Genomic DNA, 24,107 nt, shown 5'->3' on the forward strand with positions numbered 1-24,107 from the left:
TAATACTCCTTCTTCATGTTTGGGATGATTTTATCCTAAGATCCCGGAGTGCATTTGAAAATGGCCCTCCAGCCGGGATAAAAGAATTTCCGGAACGTGGACAGATAATGCTCCGCCTCCTCTTTTGTAAATTTATGAATGACAATCTCAAAAAATGCCGATGTATAGGCGCTCAGCAGCAGATGCAGTTCCCTGGGATCTATCTCCTTTGTCTCCCATCCCTTTTGTCTGGCAGCGGCCAGAAACTCCATGGTCTTTTCCTGCTCCAGCGTCACAAAGTCATGGATGAAGTTCCCGTACCTGGTACCGGATGAGCAGCACAGCAGTAATCTGAATTCTTCAAAATAGCGGTAGACCAAAGGCAGCAGATATACAAGTTCCGCCTCACCGTCCCACATTTCATCCAGCGTTCCCTTTTCAAGAAACCCATAATTCCTGGCTTCCATGGCGCTGCACATTTCCTGGAGTTCCTCCATCAGCGGTTCCACCAAAGCGGAAAACATAGCTTCCTTATCTGCAAAATGCCGGTAAAGTCCGGCGGATGTCATCCCCGCAGCCTGTGCAATGGTGCGCATGGAGGCTTTCTCAAAGCCCTTTTCCAGGAACTCTTTCCTGGCAGCCATTACGATCCTTGCGCGGCTGGCATGTTTGTCTTTTGGCACGTAAGCCCCTCCTGCCCGTCATTGGATCCGATCCTTTTTCTGTGGGTTATCAATGTTATCAATTATAACATGTTTATCCCGGCTGTCAAGAAATCCCGCAGACCAACGGGCAGTGCGCAGCTGTTTCAACCGCGCACTGCCCGTCCCTGTATACTAAAGGCTCCACGTCAGGCTCCTGCCCTGAAGCTCCGCCATATGGCGGTAGACCCCGTTCCTGTCCATCAGCTCCCTGGGAGTCCCCTGCTCCGCCACCAGACCGTCTTTCAGCACCACGATCCGGTCCGCTCCTGCCACGGTGCGCATCCGGTGCGCAATGATCAGGACTGTTTTATCCTTTACCAGGTTGGAAATGGCCTCCTGCACCAGTGTCTCATTCTCCACATCCAGGGAGGCCGTGGCCTCATCCATGAGTATGACCGGAGCGTCCTTTAACAATGCCCTGGCAATGGAAAGCCGCTGCCGCTCACCCCCCGACAGGGTGGAGCCGTTTTCCCCGATCCTGGTATGATAGCCGTCAGGGAGACGCCGGATAAATTCCTCGCACTGGGCGGCCCCGGCGGCATTGATTACCTCCTGGTCCGTGGCCCCCTTGCGCCCCAAGCGGATATTTTCCATAATCGTGTTGTTAAAGAGGACCACATCCTGGAACACAATGGAGAAACTTCCCAGCAATGTCTCAGGGTCCACACTGCTGATATCCATGCCACCCAGGGTGATCTTGCCCTTGTCAATGTCCCAGAACCTGGCCGCCAGTTTTGCACTGGTGGACTTTCCTCCGCCGGACGGACCCACAAGTGCGGTGACCTGTCCCTGTCTGGCTGTAAAGGACACATCCTTTAAAACCTGTTCCCCGTCCTTATAGGAAAAGCCCACATGGTCAAACACAATGTCATATCCTTTATAGGAAACGCTTTTATTTCCCTGCTGGACAGGCTGCTCCTCAATCCCCTTCATGCGTTCCACCACCAAAAGGGTGGAGTACACGGCGGACAGGTTCTGCAGGCAGCCTGCCAGCGGCAGGTACAGTCTGGTTGCAGCCAGCATGAACATGAGGAAGATCATAAAATCAATGGACCGTGACACCAGAAGGGATGCGCCTGCCAGCACAGTGGTGGCCATGCCGATCTTAAGGAACATCTGGGAAGCCGTCACCAGGGTTCCGTTTAACAGTTCCAGCCTGATGGTAATGGATTCCACGTTCAAAAGCTTCTGGTCCAGCCCCTTAAGGTACTCCTCCCTCTGGTTGTTGGCCTTGATGTCCTGGATGTTTTCAATGCATTCCTGGATCCCGTCCGAGGCAGCAATCTTCCTTCCCTTCTGCCTGCGCTCCATCCGGTCCACCATGGGCCTGGTCCCCGCTGCCAGGAGAAATGACACCGGCGCCACCCACAGCACTGCCAGCCCCATCCTCCAGTCCGCTGCCAAAAGACCTATGCCTATGAGCATGGTGGAAATCAGGGCGCCTATAAGCTCGGGTATAAAGTGGGAAAATGCCTTTTCCACAAAAGCGCAATCCGCCATAATGGTGGTTGTCAGGTCCGCCAGGTCCCTTTTCCCGAAAAAGGAAAGGGGCAGGGTCCTCAGCCGCTCCGCCAGGCGGATGCGCATCTGGGCGCTCTCTTTGTAGGAGGCCAGAAAGGTTGTATTATACTGAAGGCGCTCCACCGCAAAGATAACGGCTAAAAGCAGGACACTGATGCCCATGTACCCGGCCATCCCCATAACAGGGGCTTCTATTCCCACCAGCGGCCCCAGAAGCCGTTCCAGGAAAACCAGCAGGATGCCCATGGGAAACATCAATCCGATATTGGTCAGGGCGCAGGAAAAAATCGCCTTGGTCAAATCCTTTCCGCCCTGCTCACTTAGTGCAAATTTTCTCTGAAGATATCTGCTCATACCTCTCCACCTACCTTCCACTCCACTGACGTCTGGTAATCCTTCCACATTTTGGCATACAGCCCCCCTGACCGGAGAAGTTCTTCATGGCGTCCCTGCTCTGCGATCCGGCCCTGCTCCAGGACAAAAATCCGGTCCGAGTGGCACACGGTGGAAAGCCTGTGGGCGATCATGATCACTGTCTTTCCCTTAACAAGCGTCTCAAACGCCTGCTGGATCAGATACTCGTTGTCGGGGTCTGCAAATGCAGTTGCCTCATCCAAAAGCACAATGGGCGCATCCTTAAGGATTGCCCTGGCCAGGGCGATCCGCTGCACCTCTCCACCGGACAGGTAGGTGCCCTTGGTCCCCACCACAGTATCCAGGCCCTGGGGCATTTTTTCAATAATGTCCTCACACCGGGCAGCAGCCACTGCCCGCATCACTTCCTCCTTTGTGGCCTGCGGCCTGGCGGCCCTGATATTGTTTAACAGGCTGTCCTTGAACAGATGGCAGTCCTGAAACACAAAGCTCACCAGCTTCATCAGCTCCTCACTGCCGATTTCCCTCACATCCACGCCGCCGATGCAGATACTTCCCCTGTCCACGTCAAAGAACCTGGGAATCAGGCTTACCAGAGTGGTCTTTCCGCTTCCCGAAGCCCCTACCATGGCGGCCGTAGCGCCCTGGGGGACGGTGAGGGACACATGGCTCAGCGCGTCCGTTCCTGTGTTGTCATAGGAAAATGATACGTCCCTGAACTCAACGGTGTAACCCGAGGGGGTTGTGGCAGCAGCCGGCTCAGGCAGCGGCTTTTCCTTTATGATATCCAGGATCCGGTTCATGGCATCCCTGGCTGCCATCGTATTCTCGCTGGTCCACATGATCTTATCCATCATGGAAACACAGATCGGTGTGAAAAGAATATAGAACAGCAGATCCAGGGCAATGGTCTCATAGGCCGCGCCCCTGGAGATATCCCCTGCAAGCAGGATACCGGCCGGGATCAGAAGGGCAAATATGCCGTTGATGCTGACCGTATAGGCGCACATGGGAATGCGCAGGGACACGGTATAATTCACCGCCCAGTCCCGGTAGCGCAAAATGGAGTCGTGGAAACTTTTAAAGGAAAATATACTTTGCTGGAATGTCTTGACCACGGGTATTCCCCTCACATATTCCACAGCTTCATTGTTCATGTCCTCCAGGGCATTCTGGTACTGCCTCATACACTCGGCCATTCCCGGCCCCATCATGCGGCTCAGGAAAAAAGCGCCCACCGCCATGGGGATCAGGCTGATCAGCCCAAACCTCCAGTCAAAAACCAGGAGCAGCACAAGGACCGCCGCCGGGGTGACCAGGGCGCCTGCCAGGTCCGGCAGCTGGTGGGCCAGGTAGGTTTCCGTCTGCCCTGCCCCGTCATCAATGATACGCCTTAACTTACCGCTGCCCCTCTGTTTAAAATATCCCACGGGGAGCCTGGTCAGGTGGTGGAGTGCCACTGTCTTCATATTCCTGGCCGTGCGGAATGCTGAAAGATGGGTGCACATCAGTGCCCCAAAATAGATCAGCATACTAATCAGGGATGATATGACCGCCATCCACCCCCAATACACCAGGGCATTTCCGTCCATCCGGTCCGGCCAGCCCGTCACTGCCAGTTTCACCACATTCCACATACACAGGTAAGGTACCAGTCCGATCACTGCGCTGATCCCCGAAAGGACACAGCCTGCCCCTGTGAGAAAACAATGCCTCCCTGCAAAGGTCATGAGTGTGACTTTTTCCTGATCCGGAAGTTGTGTCATGATCAATTTACTGTTTCCATCCACTTTCTCATCCTCCTTATCAAATAATCTTTAAATTAGTTAAAACTAACCATCAGTCATAAAACCAGGGCTTTTTAAAGCCCCAAAATCCTGATCCATCCCGCATGCTGGAAACGGCTCAGTGTGACTGAACATGAGACAGCCTGTTCCCTTGGTACATCATGGGATACAAACTCATGAAGCTGCTGAAAAAAGGACCGGCACAAAATATGGATCAGCGTATCGCTCATCTCAGGCACCGGATGTCCCAAGGTCTTTACCGCGCCCACAAAATCCCAGCACGATTTTTCCTCCACCGCTGCCAGCCTGTCAAAGAAACCGTCCCTGGCCCCGGGAGCGCCGCAGCACATCAGCAGTTTGAATGCGTCAAAATGGTCATATATGAAATTGACCATCCGGGGAACATATTCCTCCGTGATATCAGACAGCATACCCGGCTGTTCATCCGGCGCAAGAGCTGCAAAATCCTCATGGGTCTTCACATACATGTTCACCAGTTCCTCGGCCGCATCCCTGGTAAGCGCCTCAAACAGCGCCTCCTTGCCTGGAAAATATCCATAGATGGCTCCGGTGGTCACCGATGCCTCCCCTGCGATCCTTCTAAGGGATGCCTGTTCATATCCGTATTTTAAAAATTCCCTTTTTCCCGCTTCCAGTATGGCCTCCGCCGTCTTGTTCCTCCGGTTTCCCATCTTCCCCTTTCCTGCCTTTCCGTAAAATATAACGCCGTTATATAACACTGTTATTATGTAACAAAAAAAGGAATCAGTCAATATGTCTAACTGATTCCTTTTCTCATTAAAGCCTCGTTCCCGCTGCCAGGACCGCCTGACCCTTTAATTCCCCTCCAGCAGCCCTGTCACTTCTTCCAGGCTCTTCTTCCCGAAATAAACCTGGGAGCCGTTGATCACCATGCACGGAACACTCATGATATTATATTTTTTCTTCAGGTCCGGGTAATGCATCAGGTCGACCATCTCGGCAGTCACATGTCCCGAAAGGGAGGCCGCCCTCTGGGCAGCCATCACCACCTCAGGGCACATGGTGCAGGACAGGGACACCATCACCTTCACATTGATATCCTTGCTGATGGAGGAAAGGCGCTGTCTCAGACCCTCGTCCAGCGGCTGCCCCGGACCCGCCATATTATACAGGGCCACGATAAAGGAGTTAAATTCATGCCCTCCCGGAACGCCGTGGAACAGGATATTTCCTTCCCTTCCATCCTGGCGGCCCAGCCGGAAGGCGGGGAACAATTCGCCGCCGGCCTCCCGCCTCTCCTTTTCTTCCCTGCTGATATATTCTCTCTTACAGATGATCCTGTCTGTCAATCCCTCCAGTTCGCCCAGGAAACCGCTCATCTCCCCGGCAAGGGGGCTGTCGTCCAGCTCCGCGGTTATGACTGCCTTTTCCTGGAATTTTGGAAACAGGCCTGACAGCTGCTGCCGGATCTGTGCCGACAGGAAGCCATTGCCGTCCTCCGCCCGGGTATCTTCTCCCCGGGTATCTTCTCCCCGGGCTCCATCTCCCCGGCTGCCTTTTCCCAGGGTTCTGCCACCGCCGGTCATTTCCCCTTCCAGGCGTTTTGTGTCCGCCTCCCCTTGCTCAAGGGCGGGAATGCCCAGCTTTTCATGGATGGAGGAAACATGCTTTTCCAGGGAGGTGGCCGCCACCGCGCCGTCCGATACCGCTGTCACCACCTGGCGCAGATTCTTGATGCACACATCCCCTGCGCCGTACACTCCTTCAGCGCTGGTCTTCTGGCTGCTGTCCGTAACCAGGTAACCCTGCTCATCACACACCAGCTTTCCGCTGATCCATGCAGTGTTAGGCACATAGCCCGCAAAGACAAAGATACCGAAACCGCCGTTCTCACCAGCCTCATGGGTCCACTCCTCGCCGGTGCGGTTGTTTCTGAATCGCGCATAGGAAACCATATGTTCCCCGCCTGCTTCCAGGATCTCCGTGTTAAACTTCACCTCAATCTTATCTTCCTTTTTTACTTGGTCCGCCACGGTTCTGGCACATGTAAAGTCATCCCCCCGGACCACCAGTGTTACCTTCCTTGCATATCTGGTCAGGAAAATGCCTTCCTCCACAGCGGCAAACCCTCCGCCGATTACAAAGACCTCCATGCCTGTAAAGAATTCCCCATCGCAGGTGGCGCAGTAAGCCACGCCTCTGCCCTGAAATTCCTTTTCCCCTTTAAACCCAAGCTTTCTGGGGTTAGCTCCCGTTGCCAGCACCACTCCCAGGGCCTTATACTCGCCGGCTGTTGTGTGAAGCACCTTGATGTCCTGATCCAGGTCCATATCCAGCACCTCGGCCATCACAAACTCTGCCCCGAACGCCTGGGCCTGCTCCTTCATGGAATGGGTCAGTTCTTTTCCGCTGGTCCTCTCCACGCCCGGGTAGTTGACGATTTCCGAGGTGATGGTGATCTGCCCGCCGATCTTCTCTTTCTCCATCAAAAGGACCCTATATCTGGCCCTGGCCATGTAGATGGCGGCCGACAATCCGGCCGGTCCGCCTCCTACGATCACCACATCATACAAATAATTTTTTTCCCTCTCCTGTTCCATTTAGATCAGCCCCACCAGATCCAGGCTTGGCTTCAGGGTGTCGGCCCCCGGCTGCCACTTGGCCGGGCAAACCTGGTCCCCGTGCTCTGCCACAAACTGGGAAGCCTGGACACGTCTGTACAGCTCGTCCGCATTCCTGCCCACATTTCCGGCGATCACTTCATAGGCAACGATTTTTCCCTCCGGGTTTACGATAAAGCTGCCCCTCTCCGCCATTCCGTCCTCCTCGATCATTACCTCAAAATCCCTTGCCAGCTTTCCTGTGGGATCCGCCAGCATGGGGTAGTGGATCTTCTGGATGGTCTTGGACGCATCATGCCATGCCTTGTGTACAAAATGGCTGTCGCAGGACACACTGTAGATTTCGCAGCCCGCAGCCTTAAATTCCTCATACTTGTTGGCCAGATCCTCCAGCTCCGTGGGGCACACAAAGGTAAAATCAGCCGGATAAAAGAAGAATACCGCCCACTTCCCCAGTACATCCGATTTTTTCACTTCCTTAAACGATCCGTCCACGTAAGCCTGCACTGTAAAATCACTGATTTCTTTTCCGATTAATGACATATTATTTCCTCCTGTTTTCACTGATATTTTATAGTTTGCATTAAAAATGATATTTTATGTTAGTTTCGACTAACTTAATGCAAGTTTATCAGAACATCCCGCTTTTGTCAACATTTAGTATTGATAATAATTATTAATATTGTTTTTTACCGATCTCCGTGTTGCGGCCTGGAGGGGGGGCTCAGCGGAACAGGATACCCAATAAAAAACAGGGATCGGCACAGGGACGTTCCTGTTCAACGTCTCTGCACCGATCCCTTTCCTGTAATCATTTATTATCTAATCCTGAAACCGCTTATCTTGAAATATGGAAAGCGTCCATCCCGGGATACGCTCCGCTTTCCCCCAGTTCCTCCTCGATCCGCAGCAGCTGGTTGTACTTTGCCACCCGTTCGCTTCTGCTGGGGGCGCCTGTCTTGATCTGGCAGGTGTTTAAGGCCACCGCCAGGTCGGCGATGGTGGTATCCTCCGTCTCGCCGGAGCGGTGGGAGGCAATGGCCGTATACCCTGCATTGTGGGCCATCTTAATGGCTTCCAGCGTTTCTGACACGGTTCCGATCTGGTTCAGCTTAATAAGGATGGAATTCCCGCAGCCCTGGCTGATCCCCTTTGCAAGGCGCTCCGTGTTGGTCACAAACAGGTCGTCACCCACCAGCTGCACCCTGTTTCCCAGTCTGTCCGTCATCATCCTCCAGCCTTCCCAGTCCTCCTCATCCAAACCATCTTCAATGGAATAAATGGGGTATTTGCCGATCAGCTTCTCCCAGTGATCCACCAGCTCCTTTGATGTAAACTTCTTCCCGCTCTTGGGAAGAAGGTATTCTCCCTTGGTTTTGCTCTTCCACTCGCTGGAAGCAGCATCCATGGCAAGAACAAAATCCGTTCCCGGCTCATATCCGGCCCTGGTCACCGCTGCCAGTATGTATTGGATCGCTTCCTCATCACTTCCCAGGTCAGGGGCAAATCCGCCCTCGTCCCCCACTGAGGTGGCCAGCTTCTTTTCCTTTAAAAGGGCTGCCAGGGCATGGAACACTTCCGCGCACCAGCGCAGGCCCTCCTTAAAGCTTTTTGCGCCCACAGGCATGATCATAAACTCCTGCACATCCACTGTATTGGCAGCATGGGCGCCGCCGTTTAATATATTCATCATGGGAACCGGCAGCCTGTTGCCGTTTACGCCGCCCAGGAAACGGTACAGGGGAAGATCCAGGCCATTGGCGGCCGCGCGCACGCAGGCAATGGAAACTGCCAGGATCGCGTTAGCCCCAAGATTAGACTTGTCCTTTGTCCCGTCCGCCCGGATCATGGCGCGGTCCACTGCGTAGATATCCGCTGCATTCATCCCCTTCAGGGTATCTGAAATCACTGTATTGATATTCCTGACCGCCTTTAAGACGCCTTTTCCTCCAAAGCGCGGATTCTCATGATCCCTTAATTCCAGGGCCTCAAATTCTCCGGTGGACGCACCGCTGGGGGCAGCTCCCCTTCCAACCGTACCGTCTGCGAGGACAACCTCCGCCTCTACCGTGGGATTCCCTCTGGAATCAATGATTTCCCGTCCGATTACTTTCTCAATCTCTAAATAGTTCATTCCACATCCTTTCCCATGGATATCCCCTGCCCCGGGATAATGGAAAACAGCTGAAAATGGGCACCTGATCACTTGATCCGGGGCAGGATGGTATCACATGATTGATCCACATAGTTAGTTTTAGCTAACCATCCTCAGTATACCAAAGTTCCTTGAAAAAGGCAAGTGTGCCAACTGATAATCTTTTTCTCATATCCTCCCATTCAGTCAAGGAGGTTGGTCATGCTCTTAAGGCTGATTGCCAGAGTGGATGTATTATGGAGCAGGGCTGAGGTGGCAGGCGCGATCACGCCCCCTACGCCCAACAGGATCAGTCCCAGATTAAACCCGATCACGCACCGGTAATTCCGGTCAATCCGGTCCATCAGCCCTCTGCTGATCGCCCTCAGGGTCACAAGCTGGAACAGGTTGTCCTCGGATATGGTGATATCCGCAATCTCCCTGGCGATCTCCGCTCCCTCGCTGATGGCAATGCCTGCATCCGCAGCGGAAAGGGCCGGCGAGTCATTGATTCCGTCTCCGATCATGATCACCTTGTGGCCCAGCTTCTTTTCCCGCTCCACAAATCCCGCCTTATCTTCGGGCAGAACCTCGGAATAATACTCATCCACGCCTATCCTGGCCGCAATGGCCCGGGCCGTGCGCTCGCTGTCCCCAGTCATCATCACGATCTTTTTGATCCCCTGTCTGTGAAGGGCGCTGATCACCGCATCCGCCTCCTCCCGCAGGGGGTCCTCGATGCAGATGACGGCTGCCAGCCTTCCTCCAATGGCCAAAAACAGATGGGAGTATTCCGAGGGAAGGCTGTCAAATGCATCCCTGCCGTCTTCCGGCACCTTGCAGCCCTCATCCTCAAACACAAAGTGATAGCTTCCGATCACCACCCGCTCCTCCCCCACATAGGTGGCGATTCCATGGGCTACGATGTAATCCACCCTGGAGTGCATCTCCTGGTGCACCAGGCCTCGTTTAACCGCCTCCTGGACCACGGCATTGGCCATGGAGTGGGGGAAATGTTCTTCCAGGCAGGCGGCGATCCGCAGCAGTTCATTCTTATCCTGCCCGTTAAACGCCACCACATCAGCCACCTGGGGCCTTGCCTTTGTCAGGGTGCCTGTCTTGTCAAATACAATGGTGTCCGCTGCCGCCACCGCCTCCATATACTTGCCGCCCTTTACCGTGATGTGGTAGCTGCTGGCCTCGCGCATGGCCGACAGCACGGATAACGGCATGGCCAGCTTCAGGGCGCAGGAGAAGTCTACCATCAGGATGGACAGGGCCTTGGTGGGATTGCGGGTGAGCAGCCATGTCAGGACCGTGCCTCCCAGGCTCCAGGGGACCAGGGCATCGGCCAGGGTGGCCGCCTTTCCCTCTGCCGTGGACTTAAGCTGCTCCGACTCCTCGATCATGGTCACGATCCGCTCAAACCGGGTGGCTCCCGCTGCCTTTTTCACGCACAGCGTGATCTCCCCTTCCTCTATGGCGGTTCCGGCATACACATACATGCCCTCTTCCTTTTTCACGGGCACGGACTCCCCTGTTAGGCTTGCCTGGTTCACCATGGCTTCCCCGGACACCACCACGCCGTCCAGCGGGATCACATTTCCCATATGTACGGTAACCATATCATTTTCCCGGATCTTGGAAAGGGGCACCAGCACCTCGGTCCCTTCCACGCTCTGCCATACCTTAGTGATATTAAGGGACATACTCCTGGCAAGGTCGCCCACTGATTTCTTGTGGGTCCACTCCTCCAAAAGCTCGCCGATCCCCAGAAGGAACATCACGGAACCGGCCGTGTCAAAATCCCTCCTTACAATGGAAACCATAATTGCCGTGGCATCCAGGACCTCCACCTCCAAAGCGCCCTTTAACAGGCAGCGGATCCCCTTGATCAGATACCGGATCCCGTGGTACACGGTGTAGACTGCCCGGAAGGGCAGGGGAAACAATGCCTTTGTCACCGCCCGTACCGCCACCTTTTGGATCAGCTTTTCCTTATACTCCCTGTTCAGGGCCCTTCCGCTGTTCTTGGGAACCAGTTCCTGAAGCCGTTCATTTTCATAAGAAAATTTCCGCACACCGTTAAGGATCTCTCCCCGGTCGCCCTCGAAGACCACAACCGCGTCCGCAGTCCTCTCATACACCTTTGCATCCTTCACACCCGGCAAGGCGCAGAGATAATACTGCAGCAGGTCCGCCTGGCGGATGCTCATCTCCTTCTGGTAAAGGTGGATCCTCACCCTGCCCCGTATCTCATGTCTTATAACAAATTTCATCTGCCTGCAGCTCCTATCTGACTTACTGTGACGAAAAAAGTACCGCCCAGGGAACCATCTATCCCCGGGCGGAATCCACATTACTCTGTAACCACGTTTACCGGCTCCTCAGCCATCTCCTCAGAAACAGCCTGGTCTTCTGCTCCGCTCTCATCCTCAAACACTTCTTCCTGTTTGCGCTTTACATTGATCTCCTTGGCTTCTGCCAGGATATCCTCCGCATTTTCCTGGATGTTGGTGGCCGTGGTCATCACACAGTCCTTAGCCCGTAAACCGGCTGCCAGGCAGTTGATATAAAACTTCTTTGCGTCCGTGCTTGCCAGCACCTTAACGCCTGCCGTACCAAACAGGACGCCGCCCAAAAACAAACCAATCCTCTTACACTTAAAACAATCAATCATCTCTTTATCCTCCTACTTATGCTTGTACCCGGTGTATAGGGTCATCGCGAAACAAAACACCATGGCCCAAGCCCAGAATTTGTGATATTTCATCTTGTGTCACTTCCTTTGCGGGAACTTTACATATCGTTTACACATTTATCCTAAACTGGAAAATGCTGGTTAGTCAATTCCAACGCTTCTTATTGAGAAATAAAGTCATTTAGTGTGATTGATTTTAAAAATCGTGTATCCGGCTGCCTTCACCGCATCCTTCAGGGCCTTGTCTTCATACTTCTGTTTCATATAAACCTGCGCTTCTCCTGCTTCCAGATCCACCCTTGCCCACACGCCCTCCATGGCGTTCAGGGCATTCTCCACACGGACCGCGCAGTTGCCGCAGGACATTCCGTCCACCTTCATGGTGCACTGGTGCGGGTAATGGGACAGGTCCTTATCCTTTACCTTAATCCGTTTGGGGGACTTTTCCCCGGACGATCCGCAGCAGCCGGAAGCCAGACGCTTCATATAGCTTCTGATGCCAAACACGGAAATAATGATCAATAAGACACAAATGATTGCTGTTGACAATCCTCTTCCTCCTTTGGCGAATCCGGTGAGGAGTACTGGTACGTGCGCGCCAGCACCCCCATCTCTTCCAGTGCACTGACCGTCCTGTACACAGTGGCCATCCCCAGGTTGGGATCGCGCTTGCGTGCTTCATAGTAGATATCCTTGCAGTTTGTCCAGTCGCTTTCCAGGATCACTTCCAAAAGCATCCGTCTCTGCTGGGTCATCCGTTTTCCTCTTTTTTGAAATTCTTCGATCACCTGCTCTTTTTGCCACATATCAGTTCTCCTCCTTACGTGATTTCAGGCACTTAATGGCCGCAGGTACGTCAGAACGCGCACGGAGCGGGGATCGTCTTTCCACGCTCGCGTGCACGTTCATCTGTTATCAGGATGCTGCGCCGGCTTTTGCGCCAACCTTCAGGGACTTGCTTTCCTTGTACGGTCTTACCATCAGGTAAATGAACAGCGCTACCAGAAGGAGCGCAACAATTGCTCCGATGCCAAAGCTTCCGGAAGTGAACCATGTTCCCAGCTGGTAGATGCAGAGTGATACGCCGTAGGCCAGGAGTGTCTGGTAACCGATTGCAAACCAGGTCCATTTTGCATTGTTCATCTCACGCTTGATCGCTCCGATGGCTGCAAAGCAGGGAGCGCAAAGCAGGTTAAATACAAGGAAGGAATATGCGCTCACAGTGGTAAAGCTCTGTGCAAGGGTTCCCCAGATCTCCTCGCCGTCCTCTGCCACTTCCGCAAAGCCGTAAAGGATACCAAAGGTACCGACCACGTTCTCCTTTGCAACCAGTCCTGTGATGGCTGCAACAGCCGCCTGCCAGTTGCCCCATCCAAGAGGAGCAAAGATCCAGGCAATCGCCTGGCCAATGCTGGCCAGAAGGCCGTCAGACAGGTCCTCCACCATTCCGAAGTGACCGTCCACAAACCCAAAGCTGGATGTAAACCATACAAAGATGGTGGATAACAGGATCACGGTTCCGGCCTTCTTGATAAAGGACCATCCCCTCTCCCACATGCTGCGCAGTACATTGATCACAGTGGGCATATGGTAAGCAGGAAGTTCCATAACAAAGGGCGCCGGGTCGCCTGCAAACATCTTTGTTTTTTTCAAAATAATACCAGAGCAGATAATGGCTGCAATACCCACAAAGTAAGCGCTGGGTGCAACCCAGGAAGCGCCTCCGAACAGTGCGCCTGCAAACAGGGCAATGATGGGGAGTTTCGCACCGCAGGGAATAAAGGTGGTGGTCATAATGGTCATCTTGCGGTCCCTGTCATTTTCAATGGTACGTGATGCCATGATTCCGGGAACGCCGCAGCCCGTGCCGATCAGCATGGGGATAAAGGACTTGCCGGACAGACCGAATTTACGGAAGATCCTATCCATGATAAACGCAACCCTGGCCATGTATCCGCAGGCCTCCAGGAATGCCAGGAAGATGAACAGCACCAGCATCTGGGGAACAAATCCCAGCACGGCGCCCACACCGGCAACAATACCATCCAGGATCAGGCTGGACAGCCAGTCAGCGCAGCCCACGGAAGTCAGGAAGCCTTCCACCAGGACCGGAATACCGGGAACTTCCATGCCAAACAGGCTCCATCCGTCTCCAAACACGCCGTCATTGGCCCAGTCCGTTGCCCAGGTACCCACTGTGGTAACCGACACATAATACACTACCCACATAACAACCGCAAAGATAGGAAGGGCCAGCCAGCGGTTTGTCACAATATGGTCGATCCTGTCCGAGGTGCTCAGCTTCTGCTTATTCTTTTTCACATAGCAGCCGCTGATGATGGAGGTAATGTATGTATAGCGTTCATTTGTGATAATGCTTTCCGCATCGTCATCCATGGCATCCTCTGTGCGCTTGATCAGGCTCTCAACATTGGGCACCGTGGACATCCGGGCAGCAATCTTATCATCCCGCTCAAACAGCTTGATGGCATAAAAACGCTTCTGCTCCTCCGGGATCTCATTGCCGAGGCAGCCTGCGATCTCTTCCAGCACAGACTCCACATCAGACCCAAACCGGTGCACGGAGGATACTTTCTGTCCTCCCCTGGCCAGTTCCACCGCCTTGTTGGCCGCTTCCATGATGCCGCTGCCTTTAAGGGCCGAAATCTCAACAACCGGGCAGCCCAGCTTTTTGCTCAGGGCATTTATATTGATCTGGTCTCCGTTTTTCTGCACAATATCCATCATGTTCACAGCCATGAGAACCGGGATCCCCAGTTCCATCAGCTGGGTGGTCAGATACAGGTTGCGCTCCAGATTGGTTCCGTCCACAATGTTAAGGATCGCATCAGGGCGTTCCGTGATCAGATAATTCCTTGCAACCACTTCCTCCAGCGTATAGGGTGACAGGGAATAGATCCCGGGAAGGTCCATGATGATCACATCTTTGTTCCCCTTTAGCTTACCTTCCTTTTTTTCCACCGTTACACCCGGCCAGTTTCCTACAAACTGGTTGGATCCGGTGAGTCCGTTAAACAGGGTAGTTTTACCACAGTTTGGATTACCGGCCAAAGCAATTTTGATTGACATTTTCATATCCTCCTATTCCTCTTATTGAGAAAATTTATCAATAAATTAGTTCAAGCTAACTCATTATCTAAAAAAAAGCAGCCCCTACTGCACTTCGATCATCTCTGCATCCGCTTTTCTCAGAGACAGCTCATAACCTCTTACATTGACTTCCACCGGATCTCCCAGGGGAGCAACCTTGCGGACATATACTTCAGTCCCCTTTGTGATTCCCATATCCATGATACGGCGCTTTACCGCTCCCTCACCGTGAAGCTTTACCACTGAAACCGTATCTCCGCATTTAACCTCTTTTAATGTGTGCATAATCAAACGCTCCTTTCTTCCTCATGCCCTGATTCCCAGTTAGATCATGATCTTGTTGGCCATTTCCCTGCTGATCGCAACGCGGGCGTCCTTTACATTAACAATCACATTGCCATTGTTAATGGACACGACCGTTACATCCGTTCCAGGTACAAATCCCATATTCTCCAGGTGCCGGCGCACTTCATCTTTACCGCCTACACGCTTAATGGATGCTACTTCACCCTCTTTTGCCATTGTTAAAGGCATACAATCACTCCTCTTCTTTTTGATGTGATCACAGTAATAGGTACAGATGCAGTCCTGGAAAGTTATGGTATCCTAACTGCAAGTCTAAGTTAGCACCAATTAACTCAAATGTCAATAATTTTTTTCAAAAACCTTGATGAGAAATTCAATCTTTGCACAGAATATTGAAATATGCTAAAATCAAACCATACCTCAGTGCACAAAAAACACAGGATCGCAGGGGGAAACATATCACCGTTTTGAAAGGATTGATTTATATGAAAATACAGGAATCTGCTGAAAATTATCTGGAAACCATTCTGATGTTAGGCCACCGCAACCCTTATGTCCGCTCCATCGACATTGCAAACGAGCTGTCCTTTTCCAAGCCAAGCGTCAGCGTTGCCATGAAAAACCTTCGGGAGAACGGATACATTGAGATCAATTCCGAAGGGCATATCTCCCTCACCGGACCGGGGAGGGAGATTGCCGAGACCATGTACGAACGCCACGCCATGCTGTCCCAGTGGCTGATCTATCTCGGGGTGGATGAACAGACAGCCGTGGAGGATGCCTGCCGCATCGAGCATGTGGTCAGCGCCAAAAGTTTTAAAGCCATCAAAGCCCATATCACGGAGGGACATGAGCTGCCTGACATGGAAGACCCGGAGCATGTTTAAAATTCCTTAGAGGAACGTGGAAAAAGGGAACACCAGCACAATGGCCGGCAGTATGTTTAACACCCTGGATTTCTTAATATCCGCGATCTTAAGTCCCACCGCCAGGGTTATGATGCCGCCGCAGGCCTTGAAGTTGGCAAGCATGGTCCCTGTTATGTAGGGGAGTACGCAGCCGGCGCACCCAAACAGCAGGACCCCGACCACAAACTGGGGAATTGCCACAAACCCAACCAGATACCCTGCCGTGGTGCCGAATATCACAGCAGTAAAAAAATCCATAATGGCTTTGGCGATCAGAATGGAATGGTCGCCGGTCATTGCGGAGTTCATGGCCCCGAAAATACCGGTGCCGCTAAAGCAGAACAGGATGATCATACTGATCAGCACGTCCAGCTGTTTGTCGTCCAGGCTCAGGGGGAGCCTGGATTCCAGGCTGTGAAGCCCCCGCATCAGACTTGTCTCCAGGTTCATCAGCTCCCCGATCACAGTTCCCAGGATCACGGCAAGGATGACTGCGGAAAGGCTTTCCAGCTTGATGATCAATGTGACACCCATGGTAATGGCAGAGAGGCCAAAGATCCCCGGAAGGGCCTCTTTTAATTTGTCCGGGAAATAATCTTTTAAAACAGCTCCCAGCAGCCCTCCTATAAACACTGCAATGCAATTGATGATAACTCCGTACGGCATGATATCTTCTCCTCTTTTCGTCTATTTTTCAAAATGTTCGTGTATCCTGGCAAACTGATGGATAAATTTCTCCCATTCCTCCCGCTCCATCTGTTCAAAGGTTTCGGCTTCAATTTTCAGGAAAGCCTCCTGGACCCGTTTTTGCTGTTCCCATCCCTTGTCCGTGAGGAAAATATGGAAGGTACGTCTGTTCCCGTTCATCCGCCTGCGCTGGATCAGCCCCTTTGTCTCCATACCGTTCAGCACCGAGGTAAGAGTTGCGGCCTCAATATAACAGTGGGCCGCAATCTCCTTCTGACTGGCCCCGTCATAGTCCCCCAGATAATCAAGAACCTTGGGCTGGCCAGCGGTAAGTCCGGTATCACTAAGCATTTCCATCAGTTTTTTGTTGTAGATCGCATGGCTTGCCATCAGCAGATAGTGAAATGTCATGTGCACCTCCCCTTTTATATATATTAGCATTCTAATCATTAGATATCTAACTATTATAATGGTGACGGTCCGCTCTGTCAATCCTGATTTTTGGTTTTATTCCCGGATCTATGCCCGGATCGTGCATGCCGGGATCCATGAATCAAAAAAACGTCCCCGGCTCCTGATCAATGGGGGCCGGAAACGTTTTTCCGATTTTTATATTCTCTGGATTTTATATCGTCTTGTTCTATACGGCCCTTCCGGACAGCTCCAAAAGCCGTCTGTAAACAGCCAGGTCCAAATCTGCAAACACATTAAATATCACCTGTTTTAAGGACTTATCCCCTTCCAGAAAACCGGCCACTGTTTCTATGGCCGTCTCAGCCGCCCGTTCACGCGGAAATTGAAATACTCCGGTGGAAATGCAGCAAAAGGCAATGGACCTGATCCCGCTTTTTACCGCCAGCTCCAGGCAGGACCGGTAACAATCCGCCAGGAGACAACAGTCCTTCTCCCGCAGGGGGCCGGAAATAACCGGCCCCACCGTGTGCAGCACATACCGGCTGGGCAGATTATATCCGGGAGTGATCTTCGCGGTGCCGGTGGGTTCCTCATGCCCCTGGGCTCTCATGATCTCATTGCACGCAAGGCGCAGCTGGATCCCGGAAAATGAATGGATCGCATTATCAATGCATGAGTGCAGCGGATGAAAGCATCCCAAAAGCGCGCTGTTGGCTGCATTTACAATGGCATCCGCCCTCAGCCTGGTTATATCCCCCTGCCAAAGAAAGATGCGGCTCCCCTCCTTTACCGGGGCCAGGGAGGAGGCATCCACAATTCCGCGTTTCATTATCTCGTCCCGCAGATATGTATCCTGGATCTCTAAGAACTCACGGCCCGGCGGAAGGGGCGGACGCACGTTCATCAGTGCCCGGATCAGCTGTTTTTGCCCCGCCTCCTCCTCAGGGATCTCAACCTTTCTGTATTGAGGCATCTCCCCTGCCAATGTCCGGATCAGATAGATCCGCTGTTCTTCCGGCGTCATGTGTCATGCCTCCTCTCCCTGTCCGTTCCGTTATCTGAAGCCCTGCCTTCCAAAGTTTTACCTTCAAGGGCCCTGCATATGCCCTCCAAACTTTCAGTCATGTCGCCATTGATACCGGCGGCCCGTTTTTCCACATCTGCAGGAACCGCGGCCCCATCCGTATTCAGGCGTATAAACGACCACCGCCCATTCTGCCGCACCATCTTTTCAAAGGGGAACCGTATGATGGCCGGGGTGTTAAAGCCGACACCCAGCTCCAGTACCACCGTCTCCTTCAAAGCCGCCTGCTCCAGGAACGCGCTGTAACGTTTTGCTGCCTGATGCCAATGGTCATCCTCCACAAAATATTGGTCGCACCGTAAATTCATGGCCATGGGACCGCCGCACACAGGGCACACGGGAACCATGCAAGAGGGGATAACGCAGCCTTTGCGGGCCTCATTCATGCGCGCAAACAGATCCGTGGCATCATAGGTCACGTCATGGCATGCCCCGGCACACTGGATCTTCCCATAATCCCCCTGGGTGGCGAATATATTTTTATCTTCAAAGCCTGCTTTCCAGAATTGGTGGTCCACATTGGTGGTCAACACAAAATGCTTCCGTGTGGTCACCATATCACACAGTTTCCTGTACAGAGGCAAAGCCCCCGGTTCAATCCTGTTCACCCAGACGTGTTTGGACCAGTAGCCCCACCGCTCCTCCTCCGTGGGAAAGGGATAAAAGCCAGCCGCATACATATCCCTCATGGCAGCAGGCCCGTATCTCCCGATAAACTCACTGAAATTTTCCTTAAACCGCCGGCCCGTGTAGGTCAGTCCCGCTGCGGCCGACAGACCGGCTCCTGCCCCGACCAACACGGCATCCGCCTTGCTGATCATGGATGCCGCCCTTTGGATCAGTTGATCATAGGGCAGATCCTGGTACACGTAATCTCCGGCAGAAGTGCCGCTTAAAAACCTAAGCCAATCCATTTTCATCCCTCTTTCCAAGCTGTCTCCTCCAGGAAACCTTACCAAGACCTTCCGGCTGCCTGCAGAAATTTCCTGGCCCATATTGAAAAAATAACGGCCACGGTTTATAATAAGCCCAGGCGGTCCGGCATGGCTGTACAGCTGATAAATATGATACAGCCAAATATGACTGTATCATCTAAAATATACCTGGAGGTACCCTTATGGAACATACAAAAAACATACCTGATTGTCCTGTGGAAATGACCCTGCAGCTCATTGGCGACAAATGGAAAGTCCTGATCCTGCGGGACCTGCTCACCGGGACCAAACGGTTCAATGAACTGATGCGCTCCGTGGGCGGCATCACACAAAAGGTCCTCACAAGCCATCTGCGCGCCATGGAACAGGATGGGCTCTTGACACGGACCGTTTATCCCGAGGTGCCTCCCAAAGTGGAGTACACGCTCACAGAAACAGGATACAGCCTGAAACCTATATTGGATTCCATGTTCGCCTGGGGCAGCGAGTACAAAAGCAGGATTTAGCTGCAGGACCCGGGAGCAATCTTAAAACAAGGATCTATGTTCACCATGCAGACCTGCATCAGAATTCATAGGGCGGATTGCCGGAAAAGTCGGCAATGACCCCATGGGGCTCATCCAGATAAAACACCTCAAAGATCGGGTTGTCGGCCCTGTTATACTGGCCCTTTACAATGGGATTGGCCATACACCCTTCCTTCACCTCCATATTGTTCTCAAACACCACCCGGCCATGAAGGCGGATCCATGCATAACCGGGATCAGAAACACTCACCTCAATCTCCGGATTCGCCTGCATGTCCTTATAGACATCCTTCCGGTTATTGGTGCAGAACCACAGCTTCCCATCCTTTTCAAAGCAAAACATAAAGGGGCGGCATTTGGCCTTGTGGTCCCTGCCCACGGTTGCCAGGTACTGTACCGGATTAGCCTGTAAAAATTCCACTACTTTTTTCATGAAAATGTCTCCTTTTCTTCTAAGCATTCGTTACAGAGTATATCTGTACTGGTTACATTCATGATTATAGCTTAAGCAGTATTCATCCGGTAAGTACGCACTTTAAAGTGGGATAGGCCCCCGGCGGAGGGATAGGCACCCGGCGGGAAGATAGGCACCCGGCGGGAAGATAGGCACCTAAACGTATGTAACTATCTTTATGATACTGTTTCAAACCGCCCTTTTCCCCGCCATACCGATCCTCCTATTTCTCATATAAAAATTTTTCGGGAAGGGTCACCTTAAAATCCCTGGCCAGATCCCGGAAATTCTGAGCCGTAATGGTCTGAAGCTTATCAGGGCGCATGGACAGCATTTTTACCAGGATCTGCGCGGACTTCTCCACCGTGTGCATAAGCCCAAAGGTCAGGTCAAAATCCTCTCCGGAGCAGAACATGCCGTGATGAGCCCAGATCGCCACGTCATACTGCTTCATCAGCTCGCTGGTCGACACTGCAATGTCCCTTCCGCCGGGAACCATCCACTCCACAACCCCGATACCGTCAGGAAAAACAACCGGGCACTCGGTGGCCATCTCCCACAGCTCCCTTGTAAACACCTCGTCCTTTAAAGGAAGCACAAAGGTAAGGGCGATCACATTGGCGGGATGGGCATGGTAGATCACCCTGTGCTTTCCGCCCGTGGCCTGCTTTTTTACCTCATGGTTCATGAGATGGGACGGCAGTTCACTGGTGGGCCTGCCGCCCTTTACCAGCCCCCAGCAGATGCGGTAATTTTCCCCGGTCCCATCCAGCTCTATGATACAGGCATTTGCCTCAGGTTCAAGGATCATATTGCGCATATATTTTCCGCTTCCCGACACCATAAAATATTCGCCGGCCAGCCCGGGCACGCTGGTCCCTATGGGCTGCCACGGCTGCGCTGCGCTCAGGCATTCCCTGATCTCCTCAACTTCCCCGGGGGTGATGCGGTAGCTTAAATTCCCGCCGTTTCGCTCGTGCCAGTTCTGCTTAAAGCCATCGTCACACATACGGATAAATCCCTGTACAAAAGATGCATCTAATACGTTCATTTCCATGTTCCTCACTTTTTATTTTTTCGTAACTATGTATATAAATCCCTGCCAGTTCCACAACACCTTGTCAGCTCCGCCTTGACAGCACTTCCTGCTCATAGGCCTTTACATCCTCAAACCACTGCTCCTTTACCGGAACCTGGTTCTCTTCGCAGAAATGATCCCACACATCGCCAAATGGATATGTTTTAAGTTCCTCCTGGAGCATCATCAGCTCCGTAAACCTGCGCTCTTCCTGGAGTGCCGCAAGGGACTTTCCGGGCATCAGAAGGGCATATAACAAGGCTTTCTGCATGTTTCTCATGCCCACCACCCAGGCGGCAATTCGGTTGATGCTGGCGTCAAAGAAATCCAGGGCCAGCAGTACCCTTTTTGGATCATTGCGCACGATCTCCTTGGCGATTTCCCTTGTCTCATCATCAAACAGCACCACGTGGTCGCTGTCCCAGCGCACCGGGCGGCTTACGTGAAGCGCCACCTGGGGTGAGAACAGGAGCATGGAAGATATCTTGTCAGAGATCACCTCTGTGGGGTGAAAATGTCCGCTGTCCAGAAGACACATGATTCCCCTGGAGGCAGCATAGTTCATGTAAAACTCATGGGAGCCCACCGTACAGCTCTCCATTCCAATGCCGAATACCTTTGACTCCACGGCCACCAGGACCTTTTCCTTACGGTAATCCATATCCAGGATCCGGTCCAGGGAATCCTTAAGCCTTGCCCTGGGCGAGGTGCGGTCAGCCGGAATATCCTTAAATCCATCGGGTATCCATATGTTAAGGGAACAGGGAGTGCCCAGCTCCTCCGCAAAATACTGGCCGATGCGGATGCAGGCCCTGCAGTGGTCGATCCAGAATTTCCGGATTTTGGGATCCTCGCTGGATAAGGTTGCATTCTCCGCCTTGGGATGGGAGAACATGGTGGGGTTAAAATCCAGCCCCAGTCCCATTTCCTTGGCAAATTCCACCCATTTGGCAAAATGCTTGGGCTCCAGCTGGTCCCTGTCCACCTTCTCTCCCTCTTCAAATATGGCATAGCTTGCATGAAGATTCAGCCTGTGCTTTCCCGGGATCAGGCTCAACGCCTTTTTGATGTCGCTCATAAGTTCCCGGGGATCTCTTGCACGGCCCGGATAATTGCCGGTTGCCTGGATCCCCCCCGACAGGGCCTGCGCGCCCTCAAATCCCATAACGTCATCGCCCTGCCAGCAATGCATTGAGATGGGAATGTTCCTTAACTGTTCCATGGCCGCCTCGGTATCCACGCCAATGGCTCCATATATTTCTCTTGCTGATTCATATCTTTCCTTTGCATTCATCCTGACTTTACCCCTTTCAATGGTTGTTTTTGCTGTGATATGTCTTTATTTCAAAGGACCTGAAAATACTCTCCCTTGCGTCCGCAAGGCTTGCGTATTCACCGCCCTTTATCATCTGCGCCGCCAGGTTGCCGATGGCCGTGGCCTCCGCGGGCCCTGCGTACACGGTCCTGCCGGTTGCATTTGCCGTCAGGCGGTTGAGATAATCGGCATTGGCCCCGCCCCCCACAATATGGATCCTGTCATAGGAAATCCCTGTCAGCTGCTCCAGTTCCTTTACACACGCCCCATAGCAGGCTGCCAGGCTGTTATAGATCACGGCAGCCATCTCCCACCTGGTCCTTGGGACCTGCTGTCCGCCGGCATTGCAGAAGTCCGCCACAGCCCTGCACATGCTGTCCGGCGCCAGAAAACAGCTGTCATTGCAGTCCACAATGGAGGCAATCCTTTCCCTGGACGCTCGTTCGCATATTTCCCCAAAGGAATAACGCTCCCCCTCCGCTTCCCACTCCTTTTTCACGGACTGGATCATCCAAAGGCCCATGATATTTTTCAGGTAACGGTATCTGTGTTCATATCCGCCCTCATTTGTGAAATTGGCCCCGCGGCTTTCTGGCCCGCAGTCGGCATATGGCCGCTCAGTGCCCATCAAGGACCATGTCCCGGAACTGATATAGAGCACATGTTCCTGATTGGACGGCACAGCCATCACGGCGGAGGCGGTATCGTGGGTTGCCGGAAGCACCACCTTGCAGTCAAATCCCACCTGCCGGCGTATCTCCCCCCTGAGGCTGCCCACCACGGTTCCCGGCATGGAGAGGGCGCCAAACAAATGCTTCGGATATCCCAGCATCCCGATCAGCTCCTCATCCCATGTTCCGGTACGGGCATCCACCAGCTGGGTGGTTGTGGCATTGGTATACTCCTGCCGCTTCTTTCCGGTGAGCAGATAGTGAAAATAATCCGGGATCATCAGCAGACCGTCCGCCTGTTCCAGCCGCTTCCCCTGTTGGCACCGGTCGGCCATCAGCTGGTAAATTGTGTTGAATGTCTGCCTTTGGATGCCGGTACGGGCATACAGGTCTTCCGGAGAAATAATCCCGTACACCCTGGTGTCCATCCCCTTGGTGCGTCCGTCCCGATACCCCACGCTTTCTCCCAGCCTGCGTCCCTGTTTGTCCAAAAGCACATAGTCCACGGCCCAGGTGTCGATGCCCATGGTGCGGGGAATGATCCCCTGCTTTTTGCACTCCCTCATTCCGGCTGTGATTTCCTCAAACAACCTGTCCGTATTCCAGCAAAGCCGGCCGTTTACAGACTCCATCCCATTGGAAAAACGGTATATTTCCCGGACCTTCATCACATGATCCTGAACCCAGCCAATGATGTGGCGCCCGCTGGACGCTCCGATATCCACTGCCAGATAATAATTGCACATTCCCGTCACCCCTCCTTGTATATTGCATGCCCTCCCGCGGTCTCTGCCCCGGAAACCATATAAAAAT

24 protein-coding genes are annotated in these 24,107 nt (G+C 52.9%); 2 read left to right on the forward strand and 22 right to left on the reverse strand.

Annotation, left to right across the window (positions count from 1 at the left end; translation table 11 throughout):
• Positions 1-35: 35 nt before the first annotated feature.
• The 14 genes from ABID13_RS15135 to ABID13_RS15200 all read right to left on the reverse strand — a co-directional run bounded on the left by ABID13_RS15135 (position 36) and on the right by ABID13_RS15200 (position 15,449).
• Complete coding sequence (locus ABID13_RS15135) at positions 36-662, reverse strand: TetR/AcrR family transcriptional regulator (RefSeq protein WP_007859883.1); 627 nt, start codon at positions 660-662, stop codon at positions 36-38.
• A gap of 153 nt (positions 663-815) precedes the next feature.
• Complete coding sequence (locus ABID13_RS15140) at positions 816-2,558, reverse strand: ABC transporter ATP-binding protein (RefSeq protein WP_007859884.1); 1,743 nt, start codon at positions 2,556-2,558, stop codon at positions 816-818.
• Entirely contained in the window at positions 2,555-4,369 is a 1,815-nt protein-coding gene (locus ABID13_RS15145; protein WP_195415808.1) for an ABC transporter ATP-binding protein, read from the reverse strand. Before ABID13_RS15145 ends, ABID13_RS15140 begins: the two co-directional genes overlap by 4 nt.
• A gap of 71 nt (positions 4,370-4,440) precedes the next feature.
• Positions 4,441-5,058, reverse strand: coding sequence for a TetR/AcrR family transcriptional regulator (locus ABID13_RS15150; protein WP_007859887.1), 618 nt, complete (start codon positions 5,056-5,058; stop codon positions 4,441-4,443).
• A gap of 144 nt (positions 5,059-5,202) precedes the next feature.
• Positions 5,203-6,948 carry an FAD-dependent oxidoreductase gene (locus ABID13_RS15155; RefSeq protein ID WP_354021043.1) on the reverse strand — a complete coding sequence of 582 codons (1,746 nt, stop codon included), beginning with the start codon at positions 6,946-6,948 and terminating at the stop codon, positions 5,203-5,205.
• Positions 6,949-7,512 carry an alkyl hydroperoxide reductase subunit C gene (ahpC, locus tag ABID13_RS15160; protein ID WP_007859889.1) on the reverse strand — a complete coding sequence of 188 codons (564 nt, stop codon included), beginning with the start codon at positions 7,510-7,512 and terminating at the stop codon, positions 6,949-6,951.
• A 295-nt stretch (positions 7,513-7,807) separates the two neighbouring features.
• On the reverse strand, positions 7,808-9,103 hold the full coding sequence (gene eno / locus ABID13_RS15165) for a phosphopyruvate hydratase (RefSeq protein WP_007859890.1): 1,296 nt from the start codon (positions 9,101-9,103) through the stop codon (positions 7,808-7,810).
• A 203-nt stretch (positions 9,104-9,306) separates the two neighbouring features.
• Positions 9,307-11,382 (reverse strand): heavy metal translocating P-type ATPase, encoded by a 2,076-nt coding sequence (locus ABID13_RS15170; protein ID WP_048930858.1) that lies wholly within the window; start codon positions 11,380-11,382, stop codon positions 9,307-9,309.
• A gap of 80 nt (positions 11,383-11,462) precedes the next feature.
• Positions 11,463-11,783 carry a DUF6110 family protein gene (locus tag ABID13_RS15175; protein WP_007859898.1) on the reverse strand — a complete coding sequence of 107 codons (321 nt, stop codon included), beginning with the start codon at positions 11,781-11,783 and terminating at the stop codon, positions 11,463-11,465.
• 198 nt (positions 11,784-11,981) lie between these two features.
• Positions 11,982-12,353 carry a heavy-metal-associated domain-containing protein gene (locus ABID13_RS15180; protein ID WP_045091885.1) on the reverse strand — a complete coding sequence of 124 codons (372 nt, stop codon included), beginning with the start codon at positions 12,351-12,353 and terminating at the stop codon, positions 11,982-11,984.
• Positions 12,323-12,610: a Fur family transcriptional regulator gene (locus ABID13_RS15185; protein ID WP_007859901.1), complete on the reverse strand. Its 288-nt coding sequence runs from the start codon at positions 12,608-12,610 to the stop codon at positions 12,323-12,325. The genes ABID13_RS15180 and ABID13_RS15185 overlap by 31 nt, the downstream gene beginning before the upstream one ends.
• A 109-nt stretch (positions 12,611-12,719) precedes the next feature.
• Positions 12,720-14,894: a ferrous iron transport protein B gene (feoB, locus tag ABID13_RS15190; RefSeq protein ID WP_007859904.1), complete on the reverse strand. Its 2,175-nt coding sequence runs from the start codon at positions 14,892-14,894 to the stop codon at positions 12,720-12,722.
• An 84-nt stretch (positions 14,895-14,978) separates the two neighbouring features.
• Positions 14,979-15,200 (reverse strand): FeoA family protein, encoded by a 222-nt coding sequence (locus tag ABID13_RS15195; protein ID WP_007859906.1) that lies wholly within the window; start codon positions 15,198-15,200, stop codon positions 14,979-14,981.
• Positions 15,201-15,239: 39 nt separating this feature from the next.
• Positions 15,240-15,449: a FeoA family protein gene (locus ABID13_RS15200; RefSeq protein WP_007859908.1), complete on the reverse strand. Its 210-nt coding sequence runs from the start codon at positions 15,447-15,449 to the stop codon at positions 15,240-15,242.
• A 257-nt stretch (positions 15,450-15,706) separates the two neighbouring features.
• On the opposite strand from ABID13_RS15200, the gene ABID13_RS15205 reads away from it, so the two are divergent.
• The gene (locus ABID13_RS15205) at positions 15,707-16,108 is read left to right on the forward strand and encodes a metal-dependent transcriptional regulator (RefSeq protein WP_007859910.1); all 402 of its coding nucleotides are present in this window, start codon (positions 15,707-15,709) and stop codon (positions 16,106-16,108) included.
• A 6-nt stretch (positions 16,109-16,114) separates the two neighbouring features.
• On the opposite strand, the gene ABID13_RS15210 is transcribed toward ABID13_RS15205, so the two are convergent.
• From ABID13_RS15210 to ABID13_RS15225, 4 genes are all read right to left on the reverse strand, one after another.
• Positions 16,115-16,795 carry a DUF554 domain-containing protein gene (locus tag ABID13_RS15210; protein WP_007859912.1) on the reverse strand — a complete coding sequence of 227 codons (681 nt, stop codon included), beginning with the start codon at positions 16,793-16,795 and terminating at the stop codon, positions 16,115-16,117.
• Between the two features lie 21 nt (positions 16,796-16,816).
• A complete protein-coding gene (locus tag ABID13_RS15215) occupies positions 16,817-17,227 on the reverse strand; it encodes a MarR family winged helix-turn-helix transcriptional regulator (RefSeq protein WP_007859913.1) in 411 nt (136 codons plus the stop codon).
• 229 nt (positions 17,228-17,456) lie between these two features.
• Positions 17,457-18,254 carry a protein-ADP-ribose hydrolase gene (locus ABID13_RS15220; RefSeq protein WP_048930857.1) on the reverse strand — a complete coding sequence of 266 codons (798 nt, stop codon included), beginning with the start codon at positions 18,252-18,254 and terminating at the stop codon, positions 17,457-17,459.
• Positions 18,251-19,228, reverse strand: coding sequence for an SIR2 family NAD-dependent protein deacylase (locus ABID13_RS15225; protein WP_007859915.1), 978 nt, complete (start codon positions 19,226-19,228; stop codon positions 18,251-18,253). The genes ABID13_RS15220 and ABID13_RS15225 overlap by 4 nt, the downstream gene beginning before the upstream one ends.
• A 203-nt stretch (positions 19,229-19,431) precedes the next feature.
• Here ABID13_RS15225 and ABID13_RS15230 point away from each other — a divergent pair, with 203 nt between their 5' ends.
• Entirely contained in the window at positions 19,432-19,755 is a 324-nt protein-coding gene (locus tag ABID13_RS15230) for a winged helix-turn-helix transcriptional regulator (RefSeq protein WP_007859916.1), read from the forward strand.
• Between the two features lie 58 nt (positions 19,756-19,813).
• Here ABID13_RS15230 and ABID13_RS15235 read toward each other — a convergent pair whose 3' ends face one another.
• From ABID13_RS15235 to ABID13_RS15250, 4 genes are all read right to left on the reverse strand, one after another.
• A complete protein-coding gene (locus ABID13_RS15235; protein WP_007859917.1) occupies positions 19,814-20,209 on the reverse strand; it encodes a pyridoxamine 5'-phosphate oxidase family protein in 396 nt (131 codons plus the stop codon).
• Between the two features lie 244 nt (positions 20,210-20,453).
• On the reverse strand, positions 20,454-21,281 hold the full coding sequence (gene rhaD, locus ABID13_RS15240) for a rhamnulose-1-phosphate aldolase (protein WP_007859918.1): 828 nt from the start codon (positions 21,279-21,281) through the stop codon (positions 20,454-20,456).
• A gap of 70 nt (positions 21,282-21,351) precedes the next feature.
• Entirely contained in the window at positions 21,352-22,602 is a 1,251-nt protein-coding gene (locus ABID13_RS15245) for an L-rhamnose isomerase (protein ID WP_048930856.1), read from the reverse strand.
• Between the two features lie 16 nt (positions 22,603-22,618).
• A complete protein-coding gene (locus tag ABID13_RS15250; protein ID WP_048930855.1) occupies positions 22,619-24,040 on the reverse strand; it encodes a rhamnulokinase in 1,422 nt (473 codons plus the stop codon).
• Positions 24,041-24,107: the final 67 nt, after the last annotated feature.

It is taken from the genome of Enterocloster citroniae (assembly GCF_040545455.1).
GTDB lineage: Bacteria > Bacillota > Clostridia > Lachnospirales > Lachnospiraceae > Enterocloster > Enterocloster citroniae.

What these genes read in the sequence shown, in the direction of transcription:
- ABID13_RS15140 (WP_007859884.1), bottom strand. Translation starts at nt 2,558, where the DNA reads ATGAGCAGATATCTTCAGAGAAAATTTGCACTAAGTGAGCAGGGCGGA.
- ABID13_RS15150 (WP_007859887.1), bottom strand. Translation starts at nt 5,058, where the DNA reads ATGGGAAACCGGAGGAACAAGACGGCGGAGGCCATACTGGAAGCGGGA.
- ABID13_RS15155 (WP_354021043.1), bottom strand. Translation starts at nt 6,948, where the DNA reads ATGGAACAGGAGAGGGAAAAAAATTATTTGTATGATGTGGTGATCGTA.
- ahpC (WP_007859889.1), bottom strand. Translation starts at nt 7,512, where the DNA reads ATGTCATTAATCGGAAAAGAAATCAGTGATTTTACAGTGCAGGCTTAC.
- eno (WP_007859890.1), bottom strand. Translation starts at nt 9,103, where the DNA reads ATGAACTATTTAGAGATTGAGAAAGTAATCGGACGGGAAATCATTGAT.
- ABID13_RS15170 (WP_048930858.1), bottom strand. Translation starts at nt 11,382, where the DNA reads ATGAAATTTGTTATAAGACATGAGATACGGGGCAGGGTGAGGATCCAC.
- ABID13_RS15175 (WP_007859898.1), bottom strand. Translation starts at nt 11,783, where the DNA reads ATGATTGATTGTTTTAAGTGTAAGAGGATTGGTTTGTTTTTGGGCGGC.
- ABID13_RS15185 (WP_007859901.1), bottom strand. Translation starts at nt 12,610, where the DNA reads ATGTGGCAAAAAGAGCAGGTGATCGAAGAATTTCAAAAAAGAGGAAAA.
- feoB (WP_007859904.1), bottom strand. Translation starts at nt 14,894, where the DNA reads ATGTCAATCAAAATTGCTTTGGCCGGTAATCCAAACTGTGGTAAAACT.
- ABID13_RS15195 (WP_007859906.1), bottom strand. Translation starts at nt 15,200, where the DNA reads ATGCACACATTAAAAGAGGTTAAATGCGGAGATACGGTTTCAGTGGTA.
- ABID13_RS15200 (WP_007859908.1), bottom strand. Translation starts at nt 15,449, where the DNA reads ATGCCTTTAACAATGGCAAAAGAGGGTGAAGTAGCATCCATTAAGCGT.
- ABID13_RS15205 (WP_007859910.1), top strand. Translation starts at nt 15,707, where the DNA reads ATGAAAATACAGGAATCTGCTGAAAATTATCTGGAAACCATTCTGATG.
- ABID13_RS15210 (WP_007859912.1), bottom strand. Translation starts at nt 16,795, where the DNA reads ATGCCGTACGGAGTTATCATCAATTGCATTGCAGTGTTTATAGGAGGG.
- ABID13_RS15215 (WP_007859913.1), bottom strand. Translation starts at nt 17,227, where the DNA reads ATGACATTTCACTATCTGCTGATGGCAAGCCATGCGATCTACAACAAA.
- ABID13_RS15220 (WP_048930857.1), bottom strand. Translation starts at nt 18,254, where the DNA reads ATGACGCCGGAAGAACAGCGGATCTATCTGATCCGGACATTGGCAGGG.
- ABID13_RS15225 (WP_007859915.1), bottom strand. Translation starts at nt 19,228, where the DNA reads ATGGATTGGCTTAGGTTTTTAAGCGGCACTTCTGCCGGAGATTACGTG.
- ABID13_RS15230 (WP_007859916.1), top strand. Translation starts at nt 19,432, where the DNA reads ATGGAACATACAAAAAACATACCTGATTGTCCTGTGGAAATGACCCTG.
- ABID13_RS15235 (WP_007859917.1), bottom strand. Translation starts at nt 20,209, where the DNA reads ATGAAAAAAGTAGTGGAATTTTTACAGGCTAATCCGGTACAGTACCTG.
- rhaD (WP_007859918.1), bottom strand. Translation starts at nt 21,281, where the DNA reads ATGAACGTATTAGATGCATCTTTTGTACAGGGATTTATCCGTATGTGT.
- ABID13_RS15245 (WP_048930856.1), bottom strand. Translation starts at nt 22,602, where the DNA reads ATGAATGCAAAGGAAAGATATGAATCAGCAAGAGAAATATATGGAGCC.
- ABID13_RS15250 (WP_048930855.1), bottom strand. Translation starts at nt 24,040, where the DNA reads ATGTGCAATTATTATCTGGCAGTGGATATCGGAGCGTCCAGCGGGCGC.